The 20,541-nt window shown below is 72.4% G+C and carries 19 protein-coding genes and 1 pseudogene; 5 read left to right on the top strand and 15 right to left on the bottom strand.

Annotation, left to right across the window (positions count from 1 at the left end; genetic code table 11):
* Positions 1-4: 4 nt before the first annotated feature.
* From ACFWA7_RS05390 to ACFWA7_RS05375, 4 genes are all read right to left on the bottom strand, one after another.
* The gene (locus tag ACFWA7_RS05390) at positions 5-718 is read right to left on the bottom strand and encodes a hypothetical protein (protein WP_385538553.1); all 714 of its coding nucleotides are present in this window, start codon (positions 716-718) and stop codon (positions 5-7) included.
* Positions 718-1,242: a SigE family RNA polymerase sigma factor gene (locus ACFWA7_RS05385; protein WP_385538637.1), complete on the bottom strand. Its 525-nt coding sequence runs from the start codon at positions 1,240-1,242 to the stop codon at positions 718-720. The genes ACFWA7_RS05390 and ACFWA7_RS05385 overlap by 1 nt, the downstream gene beginning before the upstream one ends.
* 201 nt (positions 1,243-1,443) lie before the next feature.
* Entirely contained in the window at positions 1,444-2,784 is a 1,341-nt protein-coding gene (locus ACFWA7_RS05380; RefSeq protein WP_385821113.1) for a polysaccharide lyase family 1 protein, read from the bottom strand.
* A 769-nt stretch (positions 2,785-3,553) separates the two neighbouring features.
* Positions 3,554-3,736, bottom strand: a complete 183-nt coding sequence (locus ACFWA7_RS05375) for a hypothetical protein (protein WP_385821111.1) — start codon at positions 3,734-3,736, stop codon at positions 3,554-3,556.
* Between the two features lie 215 nt (positions 3,737-3,951).
* Between ACFWA7_RS05375 and ACFWA7_RS05370 the strand changes: the two genes are divergently transcribed.
* The 3 genes from ACFWA7_RS05370 to ACFWA7_RS05360 all read left to right on the top strand — a co-directional run bounded on the left by ACFWA7_RS05370 (position 3,952) and on the right by ACFWA7_RS05360 (position 7,491).
* Positions 3,952-6,447 carry an NACHT domain-containing protein gene (locus tag ACFWA7_RS05370; RefSeq protein WP_385821109.1) on the top strand — a complete coding sequence of 832 codons (2,496 nt, stop codon included), beginning with the start codon at positions 3,952-3,954 and terminating at the stop codon, positions 6,445-6,447.
* Positions 6,448-6,741: 294 nt separating this feature from the next.
* Entirely contained in the window at positions 6,742-7,119 is a 378-nt protein-coding gene (locus tag ACFWA7_RS05365; protein WP_385538561.1) for a hypothetical protein, read from the top strand.
* A 111-nt stretch (positions 7,120-7,230) separates the two neighbouring features.
* Entirely contained in the window at positions 7,231-7,491 is a 261-nt protein-coding gene (locus tag ACFWA7_RS05360; RefSeq protein WP_385538563.1) for a GlsB/YeaQ/YmgE family stress response membrane protein, read from the top strand.
* A 186-nt stretch (positions 7,492-7,677) separates the two neighbouring features.
* On the opposite strand, the pseudogene ACFWA7_RS05355 reads toward ACFWA7_RS05360, so the two are convergent.
* Positions 7,678-7,907: pseudogene (locus ACFWA7_RS05355) on the bottom strand (zinc ribbon domain-containing protein); the annotation flags it as partial.
* Between the two features lie 366 nt (positions 7,908-8,273).
* Between ACFWA7_RS05355 and ACFWA7_RS05350 the strand changes: the two are divergent.
* Positions 8,274-8,570, top strand: coding sequence for a trypco2 family protein (locus ACFWA7_RS05350; RefSeq protein ID WP_385538564.1), 297 nt, complete (start codon positions 8,274-8,276; stop codon positions 8,568-8,570).
* Positions 8,567-11,692: a tetratricopeptide repeat protein gene (locus ACFWA7_RS05345; RefSeq protein ID WP_385821107.1), complete on the top strand. Its 3,126-nt coding sequence runs from the start codon at positions 8,567-8,569 to the stop codon at positions 11,690-11,692. The genes ACFWA7_RS05350 and ACFWA7_RS05345 overlap by 4 nt, the downstream gene beginning before the upstream one ends.
* A 189-nt stretch (positions 11,693-11,881) precedes the next feature.
* Here the strand turns inward: ACFWA7_RS05345 and ACFWA7_RS05340 are convergent, their stop codons facing one another.
* The 10 genes from ACFWA7_RS05340 to ACFWA7_RS05295 all read right to left on the bottom strand — a co-directional run bounded on the left by ACFWA7_RS05340 (position 11,882) and on the right by ACFWA7_RS05295 (position 20,536).
* The gene (locus tag ACFWA7_RS05340; RefSeq protein WP_385821105.1) at positions 11,882-12,787 is read right to left on the bottom strand and encodes a TauD/TfdA dioxygenase family protein; all 906 of its coding nucleotides are present in this window, start codon (positions 12,785-12,787) and stop codon (positions 11,882-11,884) included.
* 18 nt (positions 12,788-12,805) lie between these two features.
* Positions 12,806-14,149 carry an LLM class flavin-dependent oxidoreductase gene (locus ACFWA7_RS05335; protein ID WP_385821103.1) on the bottom strand — a complete coding sequence of 448 codons (1,344 nt, stop codon included), beginning with the start codon at positions 14,147-14,149 and terminating at the stop codon, positions 12,806-12,808.
* Positions 14,146-14,967 carry an ABC transporter ATP-binding protein gene (locus ACFWA7_RS05330; RefSeq protein WP_385821101.1) on the bottom strand — a complete coding sequence of 274 codons (822 nt, stop codon included), beginning with the start codon at positions 14,965-14,967 and terminating at the stop codon, positions 14,146-14,148. Before ACFWA7_RS05330 ends, ACFWA7_RS05335 begins: the two co-directional genes overlap by 4 nt.
* The gene (locus ACFWA7_RS05325; RefSeq protein ID WP_385821099.1) at positions 14,943-15,791 is read right to left on the bottom strand and encodes an ABC transporter permease; all 849 of its coding nucleotides are present in this window, start codon (positions 15,789-15,791) and stop codon (positions 14,943-14,945) included. Before ACFWA7_RS05325 ends, ACFWA7_RS05330 begins: the two co-directional genes overlap by 25 nt.
* A 5-nt stretch (positions 15,792-15,796) precedes the next feature.
* The gene (locus ACFWA7_RS05320) at positions 15,797-16,873 is read right to left on the bottom strand and encodes an ABC transporter substrate-binding protein (RefSeq protein WP_385821097.1); all 1,077 of its coding nucleotides are present in this window, start codon (positions 16,871-16,873) and stop codon (positions 15,797-15,799) included.
* A 244-nt stretch (positions 16,874-17,117) separates the two neighbouring features.
* A complete protein-coding gene (locus ACFWA7_RS05315) occupies positions 17,118-17,288 on the bottom strand; it encodes a hypothetical protein (RefSeq protein ID WP_385821095.1) in 171 nt (56 codons plus the stop codon).
* Positions 17,285-18,460 (bottom strand): ROK family protein, encoded by a 1,176-nt coding sequence (locus ACFWA7_RS05310; protein ID WP_385821092.1) that lies wholly within the window; start codon positions 18,458-18,460, stop codon positions 17,285-17,287. The genes ACFWA7_RS05315 and ACFWA7_RS05310 overlap by 4 nt, the downstream gene beginning before the upstream one ends.
* A 312-nt stretch (positions 18,461-18,772) precedes the next feature.
* On the bottom strand, positions 18,773-19,039 hold the full coding sequence (locus tag ACFWA7_RS05305; RefSeq protein WP_385821090.1) for a hypothetical protein: 267 nt from the start codon (positions 19,037-19,039) through the stop codon (positions 18,773-18,775).
* 9 nt (positions 19,040-19,048) lie between these two features.
* Complete coding sequence (locus tag ACFWA7_RS05300; RefSeq protein WP_385821088.1) at positions 19,049-19,360, bottom strand: hypothetical protein; 312 nt, start codon at positions 19,358-19,360, stop codon at positions 19,049-19,051.
* Between the two features lie 342 nt (positions 19,361-19,702).
* A complete protein-coding gene (locus tag ACFWA7_RS05295; protein WP_385538639.1) occupies positions 19,703-20,536 on the bottom strand; it encodes an SDR family NAD(P)-dependent oxidoreductase in 834 nt (277 codons plus the stop codon).
* Positions 20,537-20,541 lie beyond the last annotated feature (5 nt).

Here is a 20,541-nt window from a genome sequence, read left to right as displayed (position 1 = left end):
CCCGTCAGCCCGCTGCGCCCGCCGCCGCGCGGAACGTTCCGGTGACGGTGTACTGCTGCCCCTTCGTCGTGGTGGCCTTCGCGGTGTAGGCATCGGCGGTCGCGACTCGCGAGCCGGGGGCGTGGTTGTACTGCACGGCGAAGATGTGCTGTCCCGGAGGGACGGTCCGGCCCGGCTTGAGGGTCCACCGGTAAGTGAGGGTGCCACCCTCGTCGGTGGTGGTCAGCGTGAAGTCGCCTGCGGGCAGGGTCCGCCAGGCGCCGGTGGAGGCCACACCCCCCGTCTGGACGATGCGGACCTCCAGCGTGAGCGTGCCCAGGGGCGCGCCGGTCCGGAGGGTGATGTTGCTCTGCGCCCAGTAGGCGTTGGCGTGGGGGTCGACAGAGCCGTCGGACCGGAGCGGCCCGTCCTGTGTTCGGGAAGGGGTGAGGGCGCCGTCCGCCGTGGACGGGGGTGACGGCGCTGCCGGGGCCGTGGCGACCTCCCGGCCGGGGCCGCTCGTACCGACGGTGGTGGCGATCACGTATCCGCCCGCCACGAGCGCTGCCGTCGAGGCAAGGGTGGCGAGGGTGACGCGGGGCCAGGACAGGGGCCCGGTCGCACGACGTTGGGGACGGGGGCGGGGGGACATACCGTGCCGGACGCGCGCCAGCATGGCGTCCCGGTCGGGCTCGTGAGCCGCCGCCGCGTCCCGGAGCCGGCGCTTCAGGTCCTCCATCAGTTCCTCGTTCCGCTCAGTTCCTCGGCGGCCTGCGCCCCGAGGAGGCGCTGCAGCTCGGCCATGCCCTTGGAGGTCTGGCTCTTCACCGTACCGACGGATGTCCCGAGGGCGAGGGCGGTGTCCTTCTCCGACAGGTCCAGTGCGTGGCGAAGCACGACGCACGCACGTTTACGGAACGGCAGTCGCGCCAGCGCGCGGCGCACGTCCATGACGGCATCCACGTCGGGGTGCTGCGCGTGGCTCGGGACGGCTGCCCAGAAGAGGTGGACGCGGCGCCGTTCGCGGGTGAGGGAGCGGATGCGCGCACGGGCCATGTTGGTGACCACGCCGCGGGCGTAGGCCACCGGGTGGTCGGCGCCCCGGACACGGTCCCAGCGGTGCCAGAGGGCGACGAAGGCGTCAGCGGCCAGGTCATCGGCGGTGTGCGCCTCGCCTGTCAGCAGGTGGGCGAGGCGCGCCAGTTCGGCGTGGTGGCGCTCGAAGAAGTCCTGGAACTCCGCGGACGCGTCGTCAAGGGCCATGCCGCAGCCTCCGTGGGGTGTGCCCGTGCTCAGCCCGAGCCAGCGCCGGTGTTCGTACCAGCCTTCGGGGACGGGGGCGGTGAGCATACCAAGCATTCGGTCAGCTCTTTCCATGTCGTGCGGGGGTCGCTTCGTCTCCGGTGACCCGCCCCGGTGCCCGGGCGGCGCCGGCGCGCCCGCCCGGACACCGGGGCGGTGGGATCACCTCAGGACGCCCGCGCCCGCACGGCGGGCGAGGGACGCGGGAAGGCCGGCCGCAGAGGACTCCAGTCCCCCGGCGAGGACCGGCTTCCACTTCGTCTCGGGCTTGATCTTCTTGCTGTTCGCGGCGTTGTGGGCGGCGACGAGGTCGGTGACCGCGCCGTTGACCATGTTCCCGCTGCCGGCGAAAGCGCCCGTACCGTCGCCCGACAGGAGTTGGGACGCCTTCCGGTCGGAGGAGAGCGTCCAGTAGTTGTTCTGCGCCACGATCTGCACGTTGGCACGCGCGTTCACGCTGTAGCTGTGGGTGTAGCCGTCGCGCGGGGTGGTGTCGAAGTGGTTGTTGTAGAGGTGGACCTGTCCGACCCGGGCCAGCGGCGCGCGCTGCACGATGCCCTGGAAGACGTTGTGGTGCAGGGTGACACGGAGTTTGGAATCCTTGTCACTGCTGCCGATGAGCATGGTCTTGTCGTGGTCGGTGAAGCGGTTGTACGAGACGGTGACCAGGTCCGAGGCGTTGGTGATGTCGAGGGCTCCGTCGTGGACCTGGTACTCACGGCCGAAGTAACGCGGGTTCGAAGCGTCGAAGTGCGGGCTGTCGGTGAACGTGTTGTGGTCGGCCCACACGTGCGTCGCCCCTCGCAGGGTGACGGCGTCGTACGCGGAGTTCCAGTTTCCCTGGGAGCCGTCCTTGGGGTCCCACTGGGGGAAGCAGTCACGGGTGTCGGCGAAGGTCAGGTTGCGGACGATGACGTTGTCCGCCTTCTGGACCAGCAGACTGCCTCCGTTGATGCCCGCGTCGGTGCCGGGCACGCCGATGACCGTGGTGTTCGACGGCACGGTGATGCCCACCCGCTCGGCCTGCCTCGCCTGCGCCGCCGCCCGAGCGGACTCCTGCGCGCCGGACGGCACTTTGGACCGTCCCCATACCGAGGGGTCGTAGGCCTTGAGGTAGGCGGCGAGCGTGTAGCCCGTGCCCTTGGCGTAGTCGGCGCAGGTCAACGGGCGGCCCCGGTCGTCGGTGTTGGCGTCGATGCGGCCCTTCACCCGGATGATCCTCGGGGCGCCGGACGGGCCCGCGCGGAGCGCCTTGACCAGTTCGGCCCGGGTGGTGACGGTGACGTCGTGCGCCGCGTCGGCGGCCTGTCCGCCGGTGGTGCCGGAGCCGCTTGACGCCCAGCCGTCCTTGGCGGCCAGGCCGGCGTGTGCGAGATCGACGGCACCCGCGTCGGCGCGCATGGCGAACGGCAGGGCGCCGAGACCCGCCGCAGCGACAAGTCCCGTACTGAGCAGGGCGATACGGCGTCGGGCGGGGAGGCGGCGGTGAGAGGAAGGGGGCATGGGGTGGGGTTCCTTGTGCGGAGGTGGAGCGGAGTACTGCTCTGTCGGCCCTCAGTTGCCGCCGCACACGGCGGAGTTGCCGGGGAGGGGAAGAAAGTCGTGCGATCTGCGTCACATGGCATCGACCGGAGCCCGGGCGGCCAGGTCCCGCCGCGGATCCGGACCGAGGTGGTCCGCCCACTCCCGCCCACTCCCGGCCGCCGACCGGCCCCGCCTGACACCCGCCGGGCGGCCTCGAAGGCGCGCCGGTTCCGTCGAGGCAGGCGCCCGAACCGGCCGAGTGTGCTGCCTCGACGCGCCTCATGAGGCGGCGCGCGGCGGCCCAGTCCTGGCCGGTCGGGGTGAAAGCGGCGTTGGCTACCGGGACTTGGGTGAGGTGTACCACCGAGCGACCGAAGAAGCCCTGCTCGCGACCGCGGGCGCAGACTCTCGCCAGACCGTCGAGGTCACGTACGGCGTGGCAGAGGCTCGTAGGCCGGCGGGCCAGGCGGGCCGCGGCCGCGGCGAGCAGGACGCGGTGGACTGTGGCGTCCAGCACGTCCCGGTGTCCTGTGCCGAGTTCGGCCGCCAGGTCAGCCGCGCCGAAGGGGAGGCCCGTGCTGAACGCCAGGACGCACCCGCGAGGTGAGACACAGGCGCCCGGCGCGTGCGCCGTGCGCGCCGTTCTCGACACCGTCCGCCCCCGGCCGTGGGGTCACGTTTGCGTGAATCCGGACGAAGCCGCCCCCTCCGCCCGGCATCATCCCCGGCCATGAGACATCCGGCGTCGTCAGGTCCCGCCCCGCAGCGCGCGCACCACGTCCGCCAGCGCGCGGAACACGGTGGACAGCGCGCGCAGCAGACACGCGCGTTCGGCGGGTGCGCTGCCCCTGAGCGCCAGATGGGCGAGCGCGATGACCGTGACCGCCACCACCGCCAGACCGGCCACCAGCGCCCATGCCGTCGCGAGCATGTGCCGACTCCCCTCTTCCAGACCCCCGGTCCCGGCCGGTGCGACCGGGACCACGGTCAGGGAACCGGGTTGGCGCGGCGCCGTCACGCCGCCCGGAAGAGAACGACGGGCCGCTGCGCGAACGCAGGTCAGCGGGGCGGTGGCGGGGCCGGGAAGCGAAGTTCCCGACGCTCGGGGAGCGGCGCGGACGCCCTCTCGTGCGCGGGAGGGACCTCATGACGCACGAGACGGCCGAGGAGTCCCGGGCGGCGTCGGGGCAGGGGGCGCTCGGCGCCGGGCTGCGTCGGCTGCTCGCCGAGTCGGGGCTCGACAAGGGCACTGCGGTCGTCCGCGCCAACCGGCTGCTCGACGGCTGGGGGGTACGGCGCCTGAGCGCGTCCCGCCTCACCGAGCGCCTGTCGGGGCAGCCGGGGTCCAACTTCGCGCAACTGTGGGCACTGGTGGCGGTGATGCTGGTGGCCCGGGGCGACCTGACGGAGGCGGAGGCCGCCGCGGCGGGCCGGACCGGGACCGCGGCGGGCGACGGCCCGCCGGCGCCGAGGACCCGGGCCGGGCACACAGGCGAGGGGCCGCCCGCGCCCCGGGCCCGGGCCGGGCGCGAGTCGGGGGCCGGGCCCGGCCGCGCCCAGGGACACTACGACTACTGGTACGCCCTGTGGGAAAGCGTCCGCGCCGAGCCCGGCCCCGGACCCGACCCACGCCTCGGCGCCTACCTGGACGCCGCCGCCCGCGCCGCCCGCGTCCATCCCTACCCGGGCCTCTTCGGCGAGCACAGCCCGCCCCTGGCCGACAGTTACGTGCCCCAGCGGATGGCGGCTGCGGTACCGGGCGGCAAGGTGTCCGGGGAGCACTGGGCCGCCGCCGAAGTATTCGCGGCGCCCGGCGGAACGGGCCTGCTCGTCGCGGGGCCCGGAGGCGGGAAGTCCACCCTGCTGCGCGTCCAGGTGGCCGAAATGGCCGCGCTGCTCGCCGAGCGGGCGAACCGCAGTGCCGGGCAGGCCTTCCCGGTGCTGGTGCGCGCGGTGAAACTGGCGTCCCGGGGGCCCTTCGCCCACGTCCTGGCGGCGGCCGCCTCCGACGCCCTCGCCGGCCAGCTGGCGCCGGGCACCCTTACCGAGGACTTCTTCCGCGGGCGACCCCACCCCAAGGCCGACTGGCTCGTCCTCGTGGACGGCCTCGACGAGATCCCCGCCCCGGCCGCCCGGGCGGCGCTGCTGCGCACCCTGGCCGTGGCGGCGCGAGAGGGCCCGTACCGATTCCTCGTCACCACCCGGCCGCTGCCGCCGAACGAACTCGACACGGCGACCTCGCCCGCGGCCCGCTTCGAGCTGCTGCCGTTCACCGCCGAGGACTTGCGCGGCTACGCGCGCGCCCGCTTCGCCGCTCTGGACGGCCCCGAGGAGCACGCGGAGCGCTTCGCCGCGCTGCTGGGCAAGGCGGGCCTCGCCGATCTGGCCCGCATCCCGCTGATGGCGGCGATGCTGTGCCGTCTGTACGCGCAGGCCCCCGGGGAGCGGCTGCCCGAGGGACGCACCGCCGTCTACCGCGAGTTCGTGGAACGCGTCCACGCGCACAACACCCACAAGGACGTCATCGAGACACACCGAAGGGCGATCGAGGCGCTGGCACGGCCGTTCCAGCACATGCCCGACCGGGATGCCGTGGTCCGCGCGGCATCAGCGGCACGCGACGAACTGCCGGACCTCGTCGGTCACCTCGCCTTCCGGCTGCTCCACACCGGGGCCGCCACCATGGACGAGGCCCTGGCCGACCATCCGCGCAGCCGTCCCCCGGCCCCGCTGTCCGCGCCGGACTGGCACCGGTTCCTGCGTGAAATGCTCTCGGTCACCGGCCTGTTGACCGTCGAAGGCAGTCACCTCACCTTTCCGCACCGCACGTTCATGGAGTACCACGCGGCCCGATACGCCACGCTGACCCGCTGGGACCGTGCGGGCGAGGTACGGCACCTGCTCGACAGCCGCTGGGTCAAGCCGCCGTCCTGGCCGTTCACGCGTGCCACCTGGTCGATGTCGGTGGTGAAGGTGAACCTGCGCGCGGTCCTCGGCCTCTACGGCCTGCCCTGCCTGACCCGCGCCGACATGTCGTACGCGGGCTTCGTGCTGGACCTCGTCGAGGCGCACGGCACCGATCTGACCATCCGATACCTGCGGATCGCGCGCAGGGGCGGCGCGGAGGGCGGCACGTTCATCACGCTCCAGGCGGCGCTCGGCACGCTTGTCCCCACCAAGGCGGCCGAGGCCGCCCGCGCCACGCTGGCGGCGGTCGCGCTGAGCGGGCGTCGGGTCGCCGGGGAGCAGCGCGTCCTCGCCGCGGAGATACTGTGCCGGGTGGGCGACGAGCGTGGCATCGAGGCGCTGCGGGCCATGGCCGAGGACCCGAAACAGCTCGACATCCTCGACCAGTGGCACACACCGGCCCGGATGCAGATGTGCGACTTCGTCGCCATGGCGCCGCTCACGCCGTACGAGGAGGAAGACATGCGCCGCCGCAGCCGCCGCGACACCCAGGCCATGCTGGAGGCGGTCACGCGCGACCCTACCCTCGACGAGGCCGTGCGCCGGGAGGCCGCCCAAGTGCGGGCTGCCTTCGGCACGGCCATCGGCGAGACCCCCGCCACGCGGGTCACCCGGGCCAGATCCCGGCCGGACGGCGCGCCGTGGTGGCACCGACGCGGCCGACGTACGCCTTGACCACGGGAGTCCCCACGCTCAACGGAGCCGCCAGCCTCCCCCTGCTCCCCTGCCTGAGTTCGCGGAGGCAAGCTCCCCTCACGGCATCCAGGGTCACCTCGCCAACGAGCCGCCGTCCACCAGCACTCACTCCGTCAACCCACGACGACCCCTGACAGACAGACCGGCCACCGGGGTGAGGCCCGGGCCCGGGCGCACGAGGTGCGCCATTTTCGCTAAGGTGCCTGGTCGACGAAGTGAGTCGGGCCGGGCGCGGCTGAATGTCGCCGGGCCGGCCGAGCAAGGAGAGGCGGCATGGACACCATCGCGATGGTGCTGGAGAAAGCGTTGGCCATCGGCGGTGCCACGGGGGTGGCGGTGGTCGATTTCCGGCAGCGCCGGGTGTTGGGCTCCCTGGATCGCGGCAGTGGGCTCGACATGGACAAGGTCGCCTACGGAGACAGCGATGTGATGCGCGCCAAGCTGTACACCCTGGAGCTCCTCGGCTACGCCCCGGACAGCGTCGAGGACATCCTGATCACGCTCGGCACCGAGCTGCACATGATCCGGCCTGTGCTGCGGCTGCGGGAGGGCGGACTCTTCATCTACCTCGTCCTGGACCGCGAACGGGCGCTGCCCCTGGACGAGATCCGCCATGAGCTGCGCGCCCTGGAGCCCCTTTTGGAGCTGTAGCCCCCATGGCCTCTGGAGCGTGACTGCCAGGACCTCTGTCCGGACGACGTGGTGTGTGAGCACGCGGCGGGCGGGCATCCGGGCAGCGAACGACTTCGAGGAAGGGACAGCATGGAGATCTCCGGCATCATCACCGCCATCGTCATCGGCGCCGTCATCGGCGTGCTGGGCCGGCTCGCCCTGCCTGGCCGCCAGCACACCGGCATCCTGTGGACCATCGCCGTCGGTATCGTCGCCGCCCTGGTCGGCACCGCCATCGCCGCCGCCGCAGGCGTCGCGGACACCAAGGGAATCGACTGGATCGAACTCGCCATCCAGATCGCACTCGCCGCGGTCGGCGTCGCCGCCGTCGAACGCCTGAAGGGCCGCTGACCAGCAGGTTGGTCTCCGACGTCGGCCGCCCGGAAATTCCCCCCGGGCGGCCGACGCGTACCCACCACCCCAATCGTGATGGCCACTCGCCGGCCGCCCTGGCGGCTGCCCGGGAACGAGGGGGGTGTGCTGGTCAGCGTGAATAGTCCGCGAGGGTGAGCAGCAGGTGGGCCGACTCGGCACGTACAGCGCCCCGTCTGGGCTTCCACGATCAGTACCGGCCGGGGTGAGACCAGCCCGGAGCAGCATCACGCGAGCGGAGTTCTGTCCCTGGGGGATACGGCTCCGCGCGCGGTGCAGGCATACGTTCGTTCTGACAGAGGCAGTGCGTGCTTGGTTCCCGCTCCGCACCGCGCGCAGTCCATCGTGGTGTGCGCGGGGTGCACCAGGCGGACATCCCGCACGTGCTTGCGGCCCCTCGCAGAGATCACGGAAGAGCCGCTCCACCCCACATGCCGGGGTACGGGCCGCCCGCCCCGTACCCCGGCGTGTGCGCGTAACTCAGAAAGAAGTAGGGCCGATGTTGGTCGGCCGGACGCGGCTGCGCTGATGCGTGCACACGACCCCGGAGGCTCCTTCTGAGTTTCCCACTGTCACCCCAGCATAGGCTGAGCTGCAGGCCACGGTGAAGGCGGCGGTTTCGCAGGAGGGGTCCGGCCGGGGGTCGGCGTTCGCGCCGCTCCGGCGAGCGGGTGAGGGCCCGGCGGGCCGAGGGGCTGGCGGGCGTCCGGGCCCGTGCGGCAGGATGCGGCGGCAGTGATCGTGAGCGACGGGGGCATGGGATGACGACGGACGGCAATGAGATCACCGAGGCGATCGAGCAGTTGCGTACGCAGTTGGCCCAGGCGCAGGAGTACGGCAAGGACGCGCGGCTTCAATTCCGTATCACCGAGGTGGAGATGGAGTTCCTCGTCGAGGTGCGCAAGGACGCCGGCGGATCGGGTGGCGTCCGCCTCGGCGTGGTCAAGCTCGGCGCCGACGCGAAGGTGTCGCAGGGTACGACCCACCGGCTGCGCCTCAAGCTCGATGTGCGCGACACCCTGACCGGGGATCCCGCCACGGTCTCCGGCCGACGGTGACGGCTTCGCGGGCCGAAGGCGCGTACGACGGGGCCACGGGCGTGCACGAGGGGGCCGCACCGTTGCACCCGGGCCTCGTGGCGGTCACCGCGGGCCCGGTGGACGCCGAGGGACGCAGTGAGTTCTCGTCCGGGCGGCTGCTGGCGCCCTCGCTGGTGCTCACCTCCCGCCACGGGGTGACGTTCGCGGACGGCCGGCACCGGCCGGACATCACGGTCAGGGCCGTCGTCGGCGGGCGGGGGGCGGTGCGTCTCACCGACCCCGTGCCGTGCACCGTCCTCTGGCAGGGGGACGCCGGGCTCGACGCGGCGCTACTGCGGCTCGGCGTCGACGAGCACAGCGTTTCCGGCGCGCACGGCGTACCCGAGCCGCGCTGGGCCGAGGTGACGGGGACCGAGCCGGTCACCGTCGCCGTGACCGGTATGTCGGCCGCCGCGGCACGCAGCACGGGCGACGGCACGGAGACCGAGACGGTGCGCGGTGTCCTGGACCCGCTGACATACACGCGCAGCGACCGATACGCCATCGACGTGTCGAGCGCCTGGCCGGCCGGCTGGGACCAGTGGTCGGGCATGTCCGGCAGCGCGGTCGTGCACAAGAGCGGCGCCCTGCTGGGCGTCGTCGCCTGGAGCGACCGGCCCTACGAAGGACGACGGCTGACGGCCGTTCCCGTGCGGGCCCTGCTCGCGGACCCCGGATTCCGGGACGTGCTGCGGGAACTGACCGGCCAGGACCCGCTGTTGCGGGCGCTCGATCCCGAACGCCCGGCCGACTCCGCCCGGTTACCGGCCGCGCCGGGTCCGGCCGAGGCGCTGCGCACCACCCTCAAGGCGCCGCCCCGCCAGATCGTGGACCGGGTCGCGGAACGCCACCGGCTGCCCGAGCTGGTCGCCGGGAACCTCACAGGGCGGCCCGAGCTGGTGCATGCCATCGTCGGGATGCCGGGCGTCGGCAAGTCCGCGCTGGCCCGCCACCTCGCCCACCAGCTCGCCGCCGACTTCCCCGACGCGCAGTTCGAACTCGACCTGTACGGCCACACCCCCGACCGGGCGCCGCTGGACGCGCACGCCGCGATGGAGGCGCTGCTCACCTGGGCGGGCATCCGCGGCGACGACGCGCCCACCCTGGACGCGAAGGCCGCGCTGTGGCGGAACTGGCTGCACGGCAGACGCGGCCTGCTGCTGCTCGACAACGCGGCATCGCTCGACCAGGTGTCCTGCCTGCTCCCCGGGGACGACAGCAGCCTGGTCCTGATCACCAGCCGTATCGCGCTGCACGACCCCGACCGCATCACACTCACCGCACTCGACGTGCTGCCCGCAGACGAGGCGGTACGGCTCCTCGTGGCGGGCGCCGGACTGTCCGCGGAGGAGGCGTCCGACCCCGCCCTGGAGGAGATCTGCCGGGCCTGCGGGTTCCTGCCGCTGGCCGTGCAGGCGGTCGCCGCCCGGCTGCGCTTCGAGGAACCGGCGGAGCTGCTGCTCGCCATGCGGGAGGCGGACTCGCCGCTGCTGGAGATTCCCGACGCCGACCGGCGGGTCGGCGCGGCGTTCGCGGTGTCCTGGCAGGCGCTGGAGGCGGTGGACCCGGTGCAGGCGGGCCTGTTGCGGGTACTGGCCATGCATCCGGGTTCCGAGCTGGAGGTGGAGGCGTGCGCGGCGATGACCGGGATGACGGTGCGCGAGTGCCGCCGTCGCATGGCCGACCTGGCCGAGAGGCACCTGTTGCAACGCCACGGCCGGGGACGCTTCGGCTTCCACGACCTGTTCCTCGCGTACGCCCGGAGCCTGGCGGTGGGACACGAGCCGCAGGAGCGCTGGGACGAGGCCCTCGACCGGCTCTTCACCCACCAGCTGAGCCGGGGCGAGGCGGCTCGCGAGGCGCTGGCCACCGGAGGGGGCGAGCCGGGTGCCGCACGGGCCTGGGTCGAGGCGGAGCGCACCAATCTGATCGCCGTGACGGTGGCCGCCGTCGAACGCCGCTCCCCGCACGCCAGACGCCTCGCCGCACTGGCGCACGCCGTCCTGGGCGGGCTCGGCGCCACCACCGAACTCGCCAGGATCTGGACCGCCATGAGGGATGCCGCCATGGCTGATCACGACCGGCCCAGCCGGGCCGACGCCTTGCGGGGCCTGGCCGATACGGAGCGCACACGCGGCGATCTGGCGGCCGCGCGGGACAACTACCGGGCCGCCCATGAGCTGTACGAGGCCCTCGGCGACCGGCGCGGCCAGGCGGACGCCCTGTGGGGGCTCGCCGAGACCGAACGCTCCCGCAGCCGCTACGACGATGCGCGTGAGCTCTTCACCTGCGCCTTGCGCGTCTACGAGGAGCTCGACGACCGGGCGGGCCGCGCCGACGTGCTCTGGGGCCTGGCCAACGTCAGCGTCTCGCAGGGCCGCTACGAGACGGGCACCGGGGAGTTCCGGCAGGCGCGCGAGCTGTATGCCGGGCTCACCGACCGCCGTGGCGAGGCGCAGGCGCTGCGGGGCCTGGCCGACATCGCGCGCAACCGGGGCGGGGGCATCGAGGCGCACGAGGGCTACCGGGCCGCCCTCGTGACGTACGAGGAGATCGGTGACGTGCGCGGGCAGGCGCAGGCGCTGAGGGGCCTCGGCCATGTGGCCCGGGTGGACGGCCGCCACGACGAGGCCGCCGACCTCTTCGTCCGGGCCCGCGACCTGTCCCGCCGCATCGGCGACCGGCGCGGGGAGGCCGACATGCTGCGCGGGCTCGGCGACGTACAGCGCCTGCGGGGCCACTACGCGCAGGCCCGCGAGACGCTGGCCCGCTCCGCCGCCGTCCACCGTGAGCTGGGCAACGCGGGCGGCCTGGGATTCACGCTGCGCGCGCTCGGCGACACCGAACGCGCCGACGGCCGGCCGGACCAGGCGCGCGCCGCCTACGACGAGGCCCGCGCCGCCTTCGAACGCGTCGGCTCCCGCCGGGGCCTCGCCGACATCCTGTGCGCCCTGGCAGGCGTAATGCCGCATCAGGCCGAGGCGCGGGCGGCGTACGCCGAGGCGCTCGGCATCTACGAGGAACTCGGCGCGGACATCGCGGCAGCCGGGTGCCGCGACCGGCTGGCGGCGCTCGATGGAGGGTCGCGGACGGAGCAGTGACGGTTCGGTTTCAGCCAGGCGGCGGGGTCGCGGCACCCGCTCCTCCGCGAGCCGCCCCTCCAGCCGGGCGGGTCTTCGCGGCCGGCACGAAGCTGATCTTCAGCTCGCCCCCCTCCGTACGCGCGGGCGCGGACGGAGGCGAAAGGGTGAGGGGGCCTCTCCCCGAGTGGAGACAGGCCCCCTCATGTGTCATGCGGTCGGCGGTGTGTAGACGGACGTGTAGTGGGAGGCGTCGCCCGCGATCGAATAGCTCTCCTTGCCCTCGATCCCGACCGGCACGTCACCGGCGACGGTCACGCGGTGCAGGCGGCGCGGCAGGCCGTCGTAGTTGTCGATGGCGTAGTGCTGGGTGATCCGGTTGTCGAACAGGACGAGCTGGTTCGGGGACCAGCGCCAGCGCAGGATGTTCTCCGGCCGGGTGACGTAGCTCTGGAGCAGTTCGAGGATCTTGCGGGACTCCGCCACTGACAGGCCGACGATCCGCTGGGCGAATCCGCCGATGAACAGCCCGCGTTCGCCGGTCAGCGGGTGGACCCGTACGACCGGATGGGCGGTCCGGTAGGTGACGGACGTGAACTGGGCGCGCTGCTCGGCCTTCTCCTCGTCGACCTCCTCGTCCGGCACCGCGTAGTCGTAGTCGTTGGTGTGCTCGGCCCACAGGGTGTCGGCGAGCAGCCGCAGCGGTTCGGGCAGGCTGCGGTACGCGGCCGCCGCGTTGGCGATCAGTGTCTCGCCTCCGTAGGGCGGGACGGTGATGCTGCGCAGGGTGCTGGCTTGCGGCGGATTGAGGACGAAGGTGACGTCGGTGTGCCAGTGGTTGGCGCGGCCGCGCTCGCTGTCGACGGGGAGGACGTTGGGGACGTCGGCCACGGCGGGCACGGTGGGGTGTGCGGTGGTCAGCTCCCCGAAGTGGCGGGCGAAGGCCTGCTGGCCCTCGTCGTCCAGGTCGATGTCGTCGAAGACCAGGGCCTTGTGCTCGCTGAGGGCCGTACGCAGGGCGGTGACGGTCTCGGCGTCCAGGGGCTTGGCGATGTCGACGCCGGACACCTGGGCGCCGATGTGCGCGGTGACCTTGCGGAACTCGATGTCGGACATGTGTGGGGTCCTGCCTTTCTAGACGTGGGTCAGGGTCGGGGAGGTGTGCTGGTTGGCGGGGCGCGGCAGGCCGTAGCGCTCGCGCAGGGTCTGCCGGGGGCCGTACTCGCTGCGGAACAGGCCGCGCCGGCGCAGGATGGGCACCACGTGGTCGACGAACCGGTCGAGGCCGGACGGCAGGACCGCGGGCATGATGTTGAAACCGTCGGCGGCGCCGAGGCGGAACCAGTCCTCGATGGCGTCGGCCACCTGCTCGGGCGTGCCCGCGAAGGTCAGATGGCCGCGTCCGCCGCCCAGGCGGCCGATGAGCTGCCGTACGGTGAGCCGCTCGCGCCGGGCGAGTTCCACGACGAGGGTGTAGCGGCTCTTGGCGCCCTCGATGGCGCTCTCCGGAGGCAGGTCGGCGGGCAGCTGGGAGTCCAGTTCCAGCACGCCCGCCTCCAGGTGCAGCAGGTGTTCGAGGCGGTGGAGGCCGTGTTCGGGGACGATGTGGTCGTCCAGCAGCCGCTCGTGTGCGCGTGCCTCGGCCTCGGTGGATCCGATGACCGGGACGATGCCGGGCAGCACCTTGACGTGGTCGGGGTCCCGGCCGGCCGCACGCGTTCGGGCCTTGAGGTCGCTGTAGAAGTCCTGTGCGTCGTTGAGCGTCTGCTGGGCGGTGAAGACGGCTTCCGCGTGGCGCGCCGCGAACCGCTTGCCGTCCCGCGACGAGCCCGCCTGGACGAGGAGCGGGTAGCCCTGGGGGCTGCGCGGTACGTTGAGGGCGCCCTCGACGCTGAAGTACGTCCCCTGGTGACGCGGCGGGTGGAGCTTGTGCTCGTCGCCCCAGACCCCCGCCGCCTTGTCCGCGACGATCAGGTCGTCCTCCCAGCTGTCCCAGAGCTTGAGCGCCACGTCCAGGAACTCGTCGGCTCGCTCGTAGCGGGTGGCATGGGCGGGTTCGTCGTCCAGCCCGAAGTTGCGGGCGGCCTCGGCACCGGCGGTGGTCACGATGTTCCAGCCCGCCCGTCCGCCGCTGACGTGGTCGAGGGAGGCGAATCTGCGGGCCAGGTTGTAGGGCGAGTTGTACGACGTGGAGGCGGTGGCGATCAGACCGATGTGCTCGGTGGCCACGGCCAGGGCGGTGAGCAGGGTGAGGGGTTCCAGAACACCGGACGGACGCTGGCCGACGTTGTTGAAGAGGACCGGTCCGTCGGCGAGGAAGAGCGAGTCGAAGGTGCCGTGTTCGGCGATGCGGGCGAGGTCACGGTAGTGGTCGAGGTCGACGCTCGCGTACGGATCGCTCTCGGGCAGGCGCCACGATGCCTCGTGATGTCCGGTACTCATGAGGAAGGCGTTGAGGTGGAGTTGACGCCGGGTCACTGGTGGTCCTCCTGGTGCGGTGGGTTCGGCTCGTCGTCCTGGTCGCTGTCCTGGTCGTTCTCGTGTTCCTGGTGTTCCTGGTATTCCGTCACGCCGAGGGCGGCGAGGAGCCGCTCGCGGTAGTCGCCGAGCAGGGGGTCGCGGTACTGGCGCGGGTGCGGGCGCTCGATGGTGAGGTCGAGGCCGATACGGCCCCGGTCGAGCACGAGCACCCGGTCGGCCAGCACGATCGCCTCGTCCACGTCGTGCGTGACGAGGAGGACGGAGGGCCGGTGGCGCTCCCACAACTCGCGCAGGAGTGTGTGCATACGGATGCGGGTGAGCGCGTCCAGGGCGCCGAACGGCTCGTCGGCGAGGAGCAGTTCGGGTTCTCTGACGAGGGAGCGGGCCAGTGCGGCACGCTGGGCCTCGCCGCCCGACAGCTCGTTGGGCCAGGCCCTCTCACGCCCCGCCAGACCCACCTCGGCCAGGGCCGCGCGACCGCGCCCCACGGCTTCCTTGCCGTCCGTGCCCAGCAGGACGTTGTCCAGCACCCGGCACCAGGGCAGCAGCCGGGAGTCCTGGAAGACCACCGACACCCTGGCCGGGGCGGTCAGCTCGCCACTGCCCGCGACCCGGTGGTCGAGCCCGGCGATGGCCCGCAGCAGCGTGCTCTTGCCGGAGCCGCTGTGTCCGAGCAGGGCCGTGAACTGCCCGGCCGGGATGGCGAGGTCGATGCCGTCGAGGACCGTGCGGCCCTCGAAGGAGCGGGTGAGCCCGGTGAGGCGGACTGCCGGGGCCGTGACGTCGGTGGTCAGTTGCTCAGCGTGCGTCGCCACGACAGCACCCTCCGTTCGAAGAGGCGGACCGCGCTGTCGGAGAGCAGGCCGAGGACTCCGTAGATCAGCAGGCCGACAAGGATGATGTCCGTGCGGCCGTAGTTCTGGGCCTGGAACATCATGTAGCCGAGGCCGCTGGTGGCGTTGATCTGCTCCAGGACGACCAGCGAGAGCCAGGAACCGGTCACCCCGAGCCGTAGCCCGACGAAGAAGCCGGGCAGGGCGCCGGGGATGACGATCTGCCGGATGAAACGGATCCTGGACAGGCCCTGCGCTTCCGCGAGTTCGACATAGCGGTGGTCGATGCCCGACAGCGCGGCATGCAGGTTCAGGTAGATCGGGATGTAGACGACGATCGCGATGATCGCGATCTTGAAGGTCTCACCGATGCCGAGCCAGAGTATGAGGAGCGGAATCAGGCCCAGGGTCGGAATCGCACGGTTGAGCTGGACGGTTCCGTCGATCAGCGCCTCGCCGATCCGGCTGAGGCCGGCGGTGAGTGCGAGTACGACACCGGCGGCCAGCCCGAGCGCGAACCCGTATCCGGCGCGTTCCAGTGAGGTGAGCACATCGGTGGGCAGCGTGCCACCGCTCCACAGGTCGCCCGTGGTGCGCAGGACCGTCCAGGGCGCCGGGATCGCCGCGGGGTCCAGCTGTCCGGCCGCGGACGCCGCGGCCCACAGGGCGAGGACCAGGGACGGGCCTATGAGGCGGGAGGCGGGTAGCCGTTTGCCCGGGGCGAGGCTGCGCCGCCTGGCCGGGCGTACCGCCGGGGGTGTTTCGGTGGGCGCGGACACAAGGAGGGGCGTCGCGGTGGTGGTCATGGCCGTCACCTCTGATATCCGGCGGGGACGGCCTTGGCCGCGATGCCCTCGAAGCGCCGGTCGAAGAGCGAGTCGACCGTGAACCTCTTCACGAAGCCGCCCTCCGCCAGCAGGTCGGCGGTCTCCTGCTCCCACTTCACGGCCTCGTCCCAACTCGGTCGGAAGAGCGGTTTGTTGGCGAGCGCGGTGATCGACTGGGCCTGTGCGGTGGTGAGGTTCTGGGTCTTGACGTAGAACTCCTCGTTCCAGGTGTCCGGGTGCTCGTACGCCCACACCTGTCCCTTGGCCCAGCGAGGGATGTACGCGGCGATCGCGGCGGCTTTCGCGGGGTCGGCGAGGACGGTGGCGGGCGCCCACAGGAGGTTGAGCAGGTCCACGACATCGGTCGTGATGGTGTGCGCCCCCTTGGGGCCGTACTGCTTGAGGTAGGCCGGGACCTGCTGGTTGGCGAGCGGGGCGATGTCGACCTGTCCCGCCTGGAGCGCGGTGAGGAACTGATTGCTGGTCAGCGGCACCAGCTTCACGTCGTCGTGGGTCAGCCCGGCCTTCTTCAGGGCGCGCAGCAGAACCACTCCCTGCGCCTGGCCCTGCGAGAAGGCCAGCTTCTTCCCCTTGAAGCCGTGGACGTCCTCGATGCCGCTGCCGGGTTTCGTGGCGAAGAGGTAGTTGGGCTTGCGGGTGATGCCGATCGCCACGATCTTCGCCGCGTAGCCCTGGTAGTGCGCCTGGATGGGCGGGATGCCCGCGTTGTTGGCCAGGTCCAGGGACTTGGCACGGAAGGCGTTGATGACGTCGGGTCCGGCACCGATGTTCAGCCAGCTGGACACGGTGAAGGGCAGGTCGTTCAGGCCCGCCAACTTGAACTGGAGCTGCTGCACGCCCTGGTACGAGGCGACCTTGAGGCTCGTACCGGCGGGCACCTCGGCCGCCGGCGGGGCGAGCACGCCCCCCGTGGCCTCGGCTTCGTTGCCGGCGGCACTGGCCCCCGCGCAGCCGCTCAGACCGACGGCAGCGATTCCGAGCAGGGAGGACAGGAACAGTCGCCGGTCGACACCGGCCGCGAGCGGGGACACTGGTGGCATGGGAGGACTCCGTGAGCTGGGAGGGAGGAATACCACGTGAAATTCCGGCCAGGGCCAAGCCCGGAAGGAGAAATACGCGGGAGAAAATACGCACGCCAAAGAAGCGAGGGAGAAAGGGAGTTCGCGACGCCGGTGCGTCACCACGTCAGCGCATGGCAACGCACGCGACAATGCGCCGATTCAACCGCGCGTCAGCGTGGGGACGCGTGGGGAAATGGACACGCGGACACCTGGGCGTGACGCGTCAGCAACAAAGGGTGCGGCCTACCCGCATCAGGTCGATGACACGGCACCTGGTCAGCGGAGTGCGCCGCAACGCCAGCAGCGACGACGCCTTCGACGGCGCGACACCGACGCTCCGCTCGCGGACCTGCCGCGACCGGGCCATCGGGGAGAATTCCTGCGCGCTGCTCATGCCCAGAATGCTCGCGGCCCGGCACTGCCCCTGTCAACATTCGGAGTTTCTGAATTAATGGCGTCCGTCGGCATGCCCAGCGGATCCCGGTAGAGCACGTCGAGGGCGACCGAACCGCCCGCCACCGCGAGCACCGATTCCGCGAAACTGGTGGGCACGACCAGCGCCCCCCGCTCCCGCCCGACCATCCGGGCCCGCGCCACCAGGAGGCGTACGGCGACCGGATCGCCATCGGCCGCGGCGCCCACCACATGCATCGGGTTCGCCGTACGGATGACGCCGCTCTCCCGCGCCCGGCGGGACAGTGTCCGCTCGCTGAGCTCGGCCTGAAGGCACCCGGTCCGGCCGCAGTCGCACGGCTCCGTGCCGCCCTCCAACGGCAGATGGGCGATCGCGCCGGCCTGTGAACGGGGCCCGTGATGGACCTCGTCGTGGGTGGCGAAGGCGGCGTCCACCACATTGCCGACGAAGAGGTGCAGCACGCTGCGACCGCCCCGGGCCCGGCCGAACAACCGCTCCGCGTCGACCAACGCCCGTGCGTGCCCGTCCACATGGACCGGCAGGCCGGTACGGGCGCCGATCACCTCTCGGACGGCCACGTCGCGCCAGCCGAGGAGCCCGTGCTCCACGATGGTGCCGGAGTTCCGGTCCACCCATCCCCCGGCCGCCACACCGACGCCCAGTGGGGTACGTCCGCCGGCCTGCGCGAACAGCGCGTCGAGCCCGTCGGCGGCGTCGGCGAGGATCCGGCCCGGCTCGATGCCCTCGCCGTGGCCCAGCCGCCGCTCGGCGACCACCCGCCCGCGCAGGTCGAGCAGCGCGACGGTGGTGTACGGCACAGCCACGTGCACCCCGCCGACCACGAACCGCGAAGTGTCGAGGTCGACGGGTATGTACGGGCGCCCGACCCCCTTGGACTGCCTGGGCAGCGCGCCCTCCCGTATCAGGCCCACCGCGCCCAGCTGTGCGCAGTAGTCGGTCACCGACGCCGGGGAGAGGCCGGTCAGACGGGCGATGCCGCTGCGCGCGACGGGACCGTACTCAAGGACGGACCGCAGGACGACGCTGGCGCTGGTCCTGCGCCGGGCGCTGTCCGACACCCGGCGGACCGCCGGGGCCGGACGGTACGGCGGGGAGACAAGCGGGGGTACGGATGCCACGGAGCGGTACATGGGGAACTTCCTCGGGGAGCTGGTCCGACACTGCGCCGACTGCTTCTCGGCGATCGGGACGGGACCCGCTCCGGCCGCCTCAGCGGGAGAGACAGGTGGCGGTGGCCTGGCGCCGCAGGTCGACATAGCGACGCGACGCGAAGTTCTCAGCCTGGGCGACCATGGCTCGAAGCTAGCAAACCCGCCCGCCCCTGCCCAGATACCGTCCACGGTACGGACCGACGGCGACACCACCGCTGCCCCTTGCCCGGCCGCCACACCGCACGGCCGCCCGGCAACCGGGCCGGGCGGCGGAAGGTGCGCCCGAAGACTTCAGTGGCCCACGGGGGCCCGGCGGGCACGGGCCCGGTCGCGGAACCACGCAGTGCCCCCCACCAGCACCGCCGCCCCCACCCCGTACACCGGCAGCCACAGAGTCGTCGTGGCCGCCAGGCACTCGGCAACGGCCTTGCGGGCCTGGACGTCCTGCGCGAACGCCAGGGCGGGACCGTCACCGCCGGCCAGGTTCCCCAGCGCGGCTTGCACCTGGAGGGCCTCGTACCTGCCCATCAGTTCGCACTCGCCGCGCGTGCCCGGCATCGGGAACAGTCAGGCCCCGCGCTGCAGCAGGGGTGCCAGGGCGACCGCCACACAGAGGCCGACGACCAGCGCGTACGCGACCAGGCCGCGCATGTAGGCCGAGCGAATGTCCGGCGTCCACTGCGCCCGACGCTGGAAGGCCAGCATCACCGCAAGAAGCGTCGCCCCGATGAACGTGGCGAACCACTGCCACGAGCCCTGGGCGAGGGCGAACGTCAGCACCGCGGCGAGTCCGATGCCGATGACACCCGGAGCCGGAACGTCATCGCCTGCCGCGACGGACGCCGGCCTCGGGGTCACACGGGGGCTGGGATCGCTCACGGGCTCTCCTGCGGGGGGAGACATCAGCATCCTTCACGGGTCACCGCGGCCCCGGACACCATGCCGTACGAGCCCGGCGCCTCGCCCGGATGGCCCGCACCTGGTCGGCCATGCGGGCCACTGGCCGGGTGCGTCTCCTGCCCGTGGGCCACCGGACCGGCTCCTGGATCGTCGGCGAACCGATCGGCGCGGGCGGCTGGGCCACCGTCTACGCCGGGCGGCCGGCGGACCGGGCCAGGGCCAAGACCTTGCCGTCCTCCTCATGGGCGAAGGCGCAGGGTCGTCGACGCCGCCCCTTGCCGGCGGGCCGCGCGTCAGCATGGCTGTGCCTGAGCTGGTGTCTCACGTACGCAGGTACGAGGCCCCGTTGAGGTCCAGGACCGTCCCCGAGGCCCATTCGGCCGCCGGTGAGGCCAGCCACAGCACGGCCGCCGCGATCTCGTCCGCCGACGCCACCCGTCCGAACGGGCTCTGGGCGCGGATCGCCTCGCCCTCCGCCCCGCTCAACCGGTGCGCAACCCGCTCGGTTTCGAAAAACCCGGGTGCCACGGAGGCGACGCCGATCCCGTACGTGGCGAGGTGCACGGCGAGGGACTGGCCCAGCGCGTGCACCGCCGCCTTCGTCGCCCCGTACGCCGGGTGGTCCGGTTCGCCGCGGAAGGCCCCGCGCGAGCCGACGTTGACGATCCGGCCACCACCGCCCTGCTCGATCATCCGGCGAGCCGCGAGGTGGCTGAGGTTGGCCGTCGCGAGGAGGTTGACGGACACGTGACTCTGCCAGGCGGCCGCCCAGTCTTCGTACGCGGTGGTGGCGAGCGGATGTGGGAGGTTCACGGCGGCGTTGTTGACGAGCACGTCCAGCCCACCGAGTCCTGCGGCCGCCGTCTCGGCGACGGCGTGCGCACCGTCAGGGGCGGACAGGTCCCCTCCGGCGAGCACGTGCCCCGTACCGACGAGGGAGGCGAGGGTCGTCTCGGCCTCCTCGCGCCGCGAGCCGAAGTGGACGGCTACCCGGTCGCCATTGGCGGCGAACGCCTGAGCGAGCGCACGGCCGAGCCCGCGCGAGGCACCGCTGACGAGCACGCGACGGCCGGTGGACGGGAAGGCGCGTGCTGAGGGGGAGGTGCCGGTGGAAGTGGCGGTTTCGGTGGAAGGGAAGGACGCTGCGGAAGTCATATGGA

This window comes from Streptomyces sp. NPDC059994, assembly GCF_042737755.1.
Taxonomy (GTDB): Bacteria; Actinomycetota; Actinomycetes; order Streptomycetales; family Streptomycetaceae; genus Streptomyces.
Note: the sequence above shows the minus strand (reverse complement) of the source record. Positions and strands in the feature narration are given on the sequence as shown.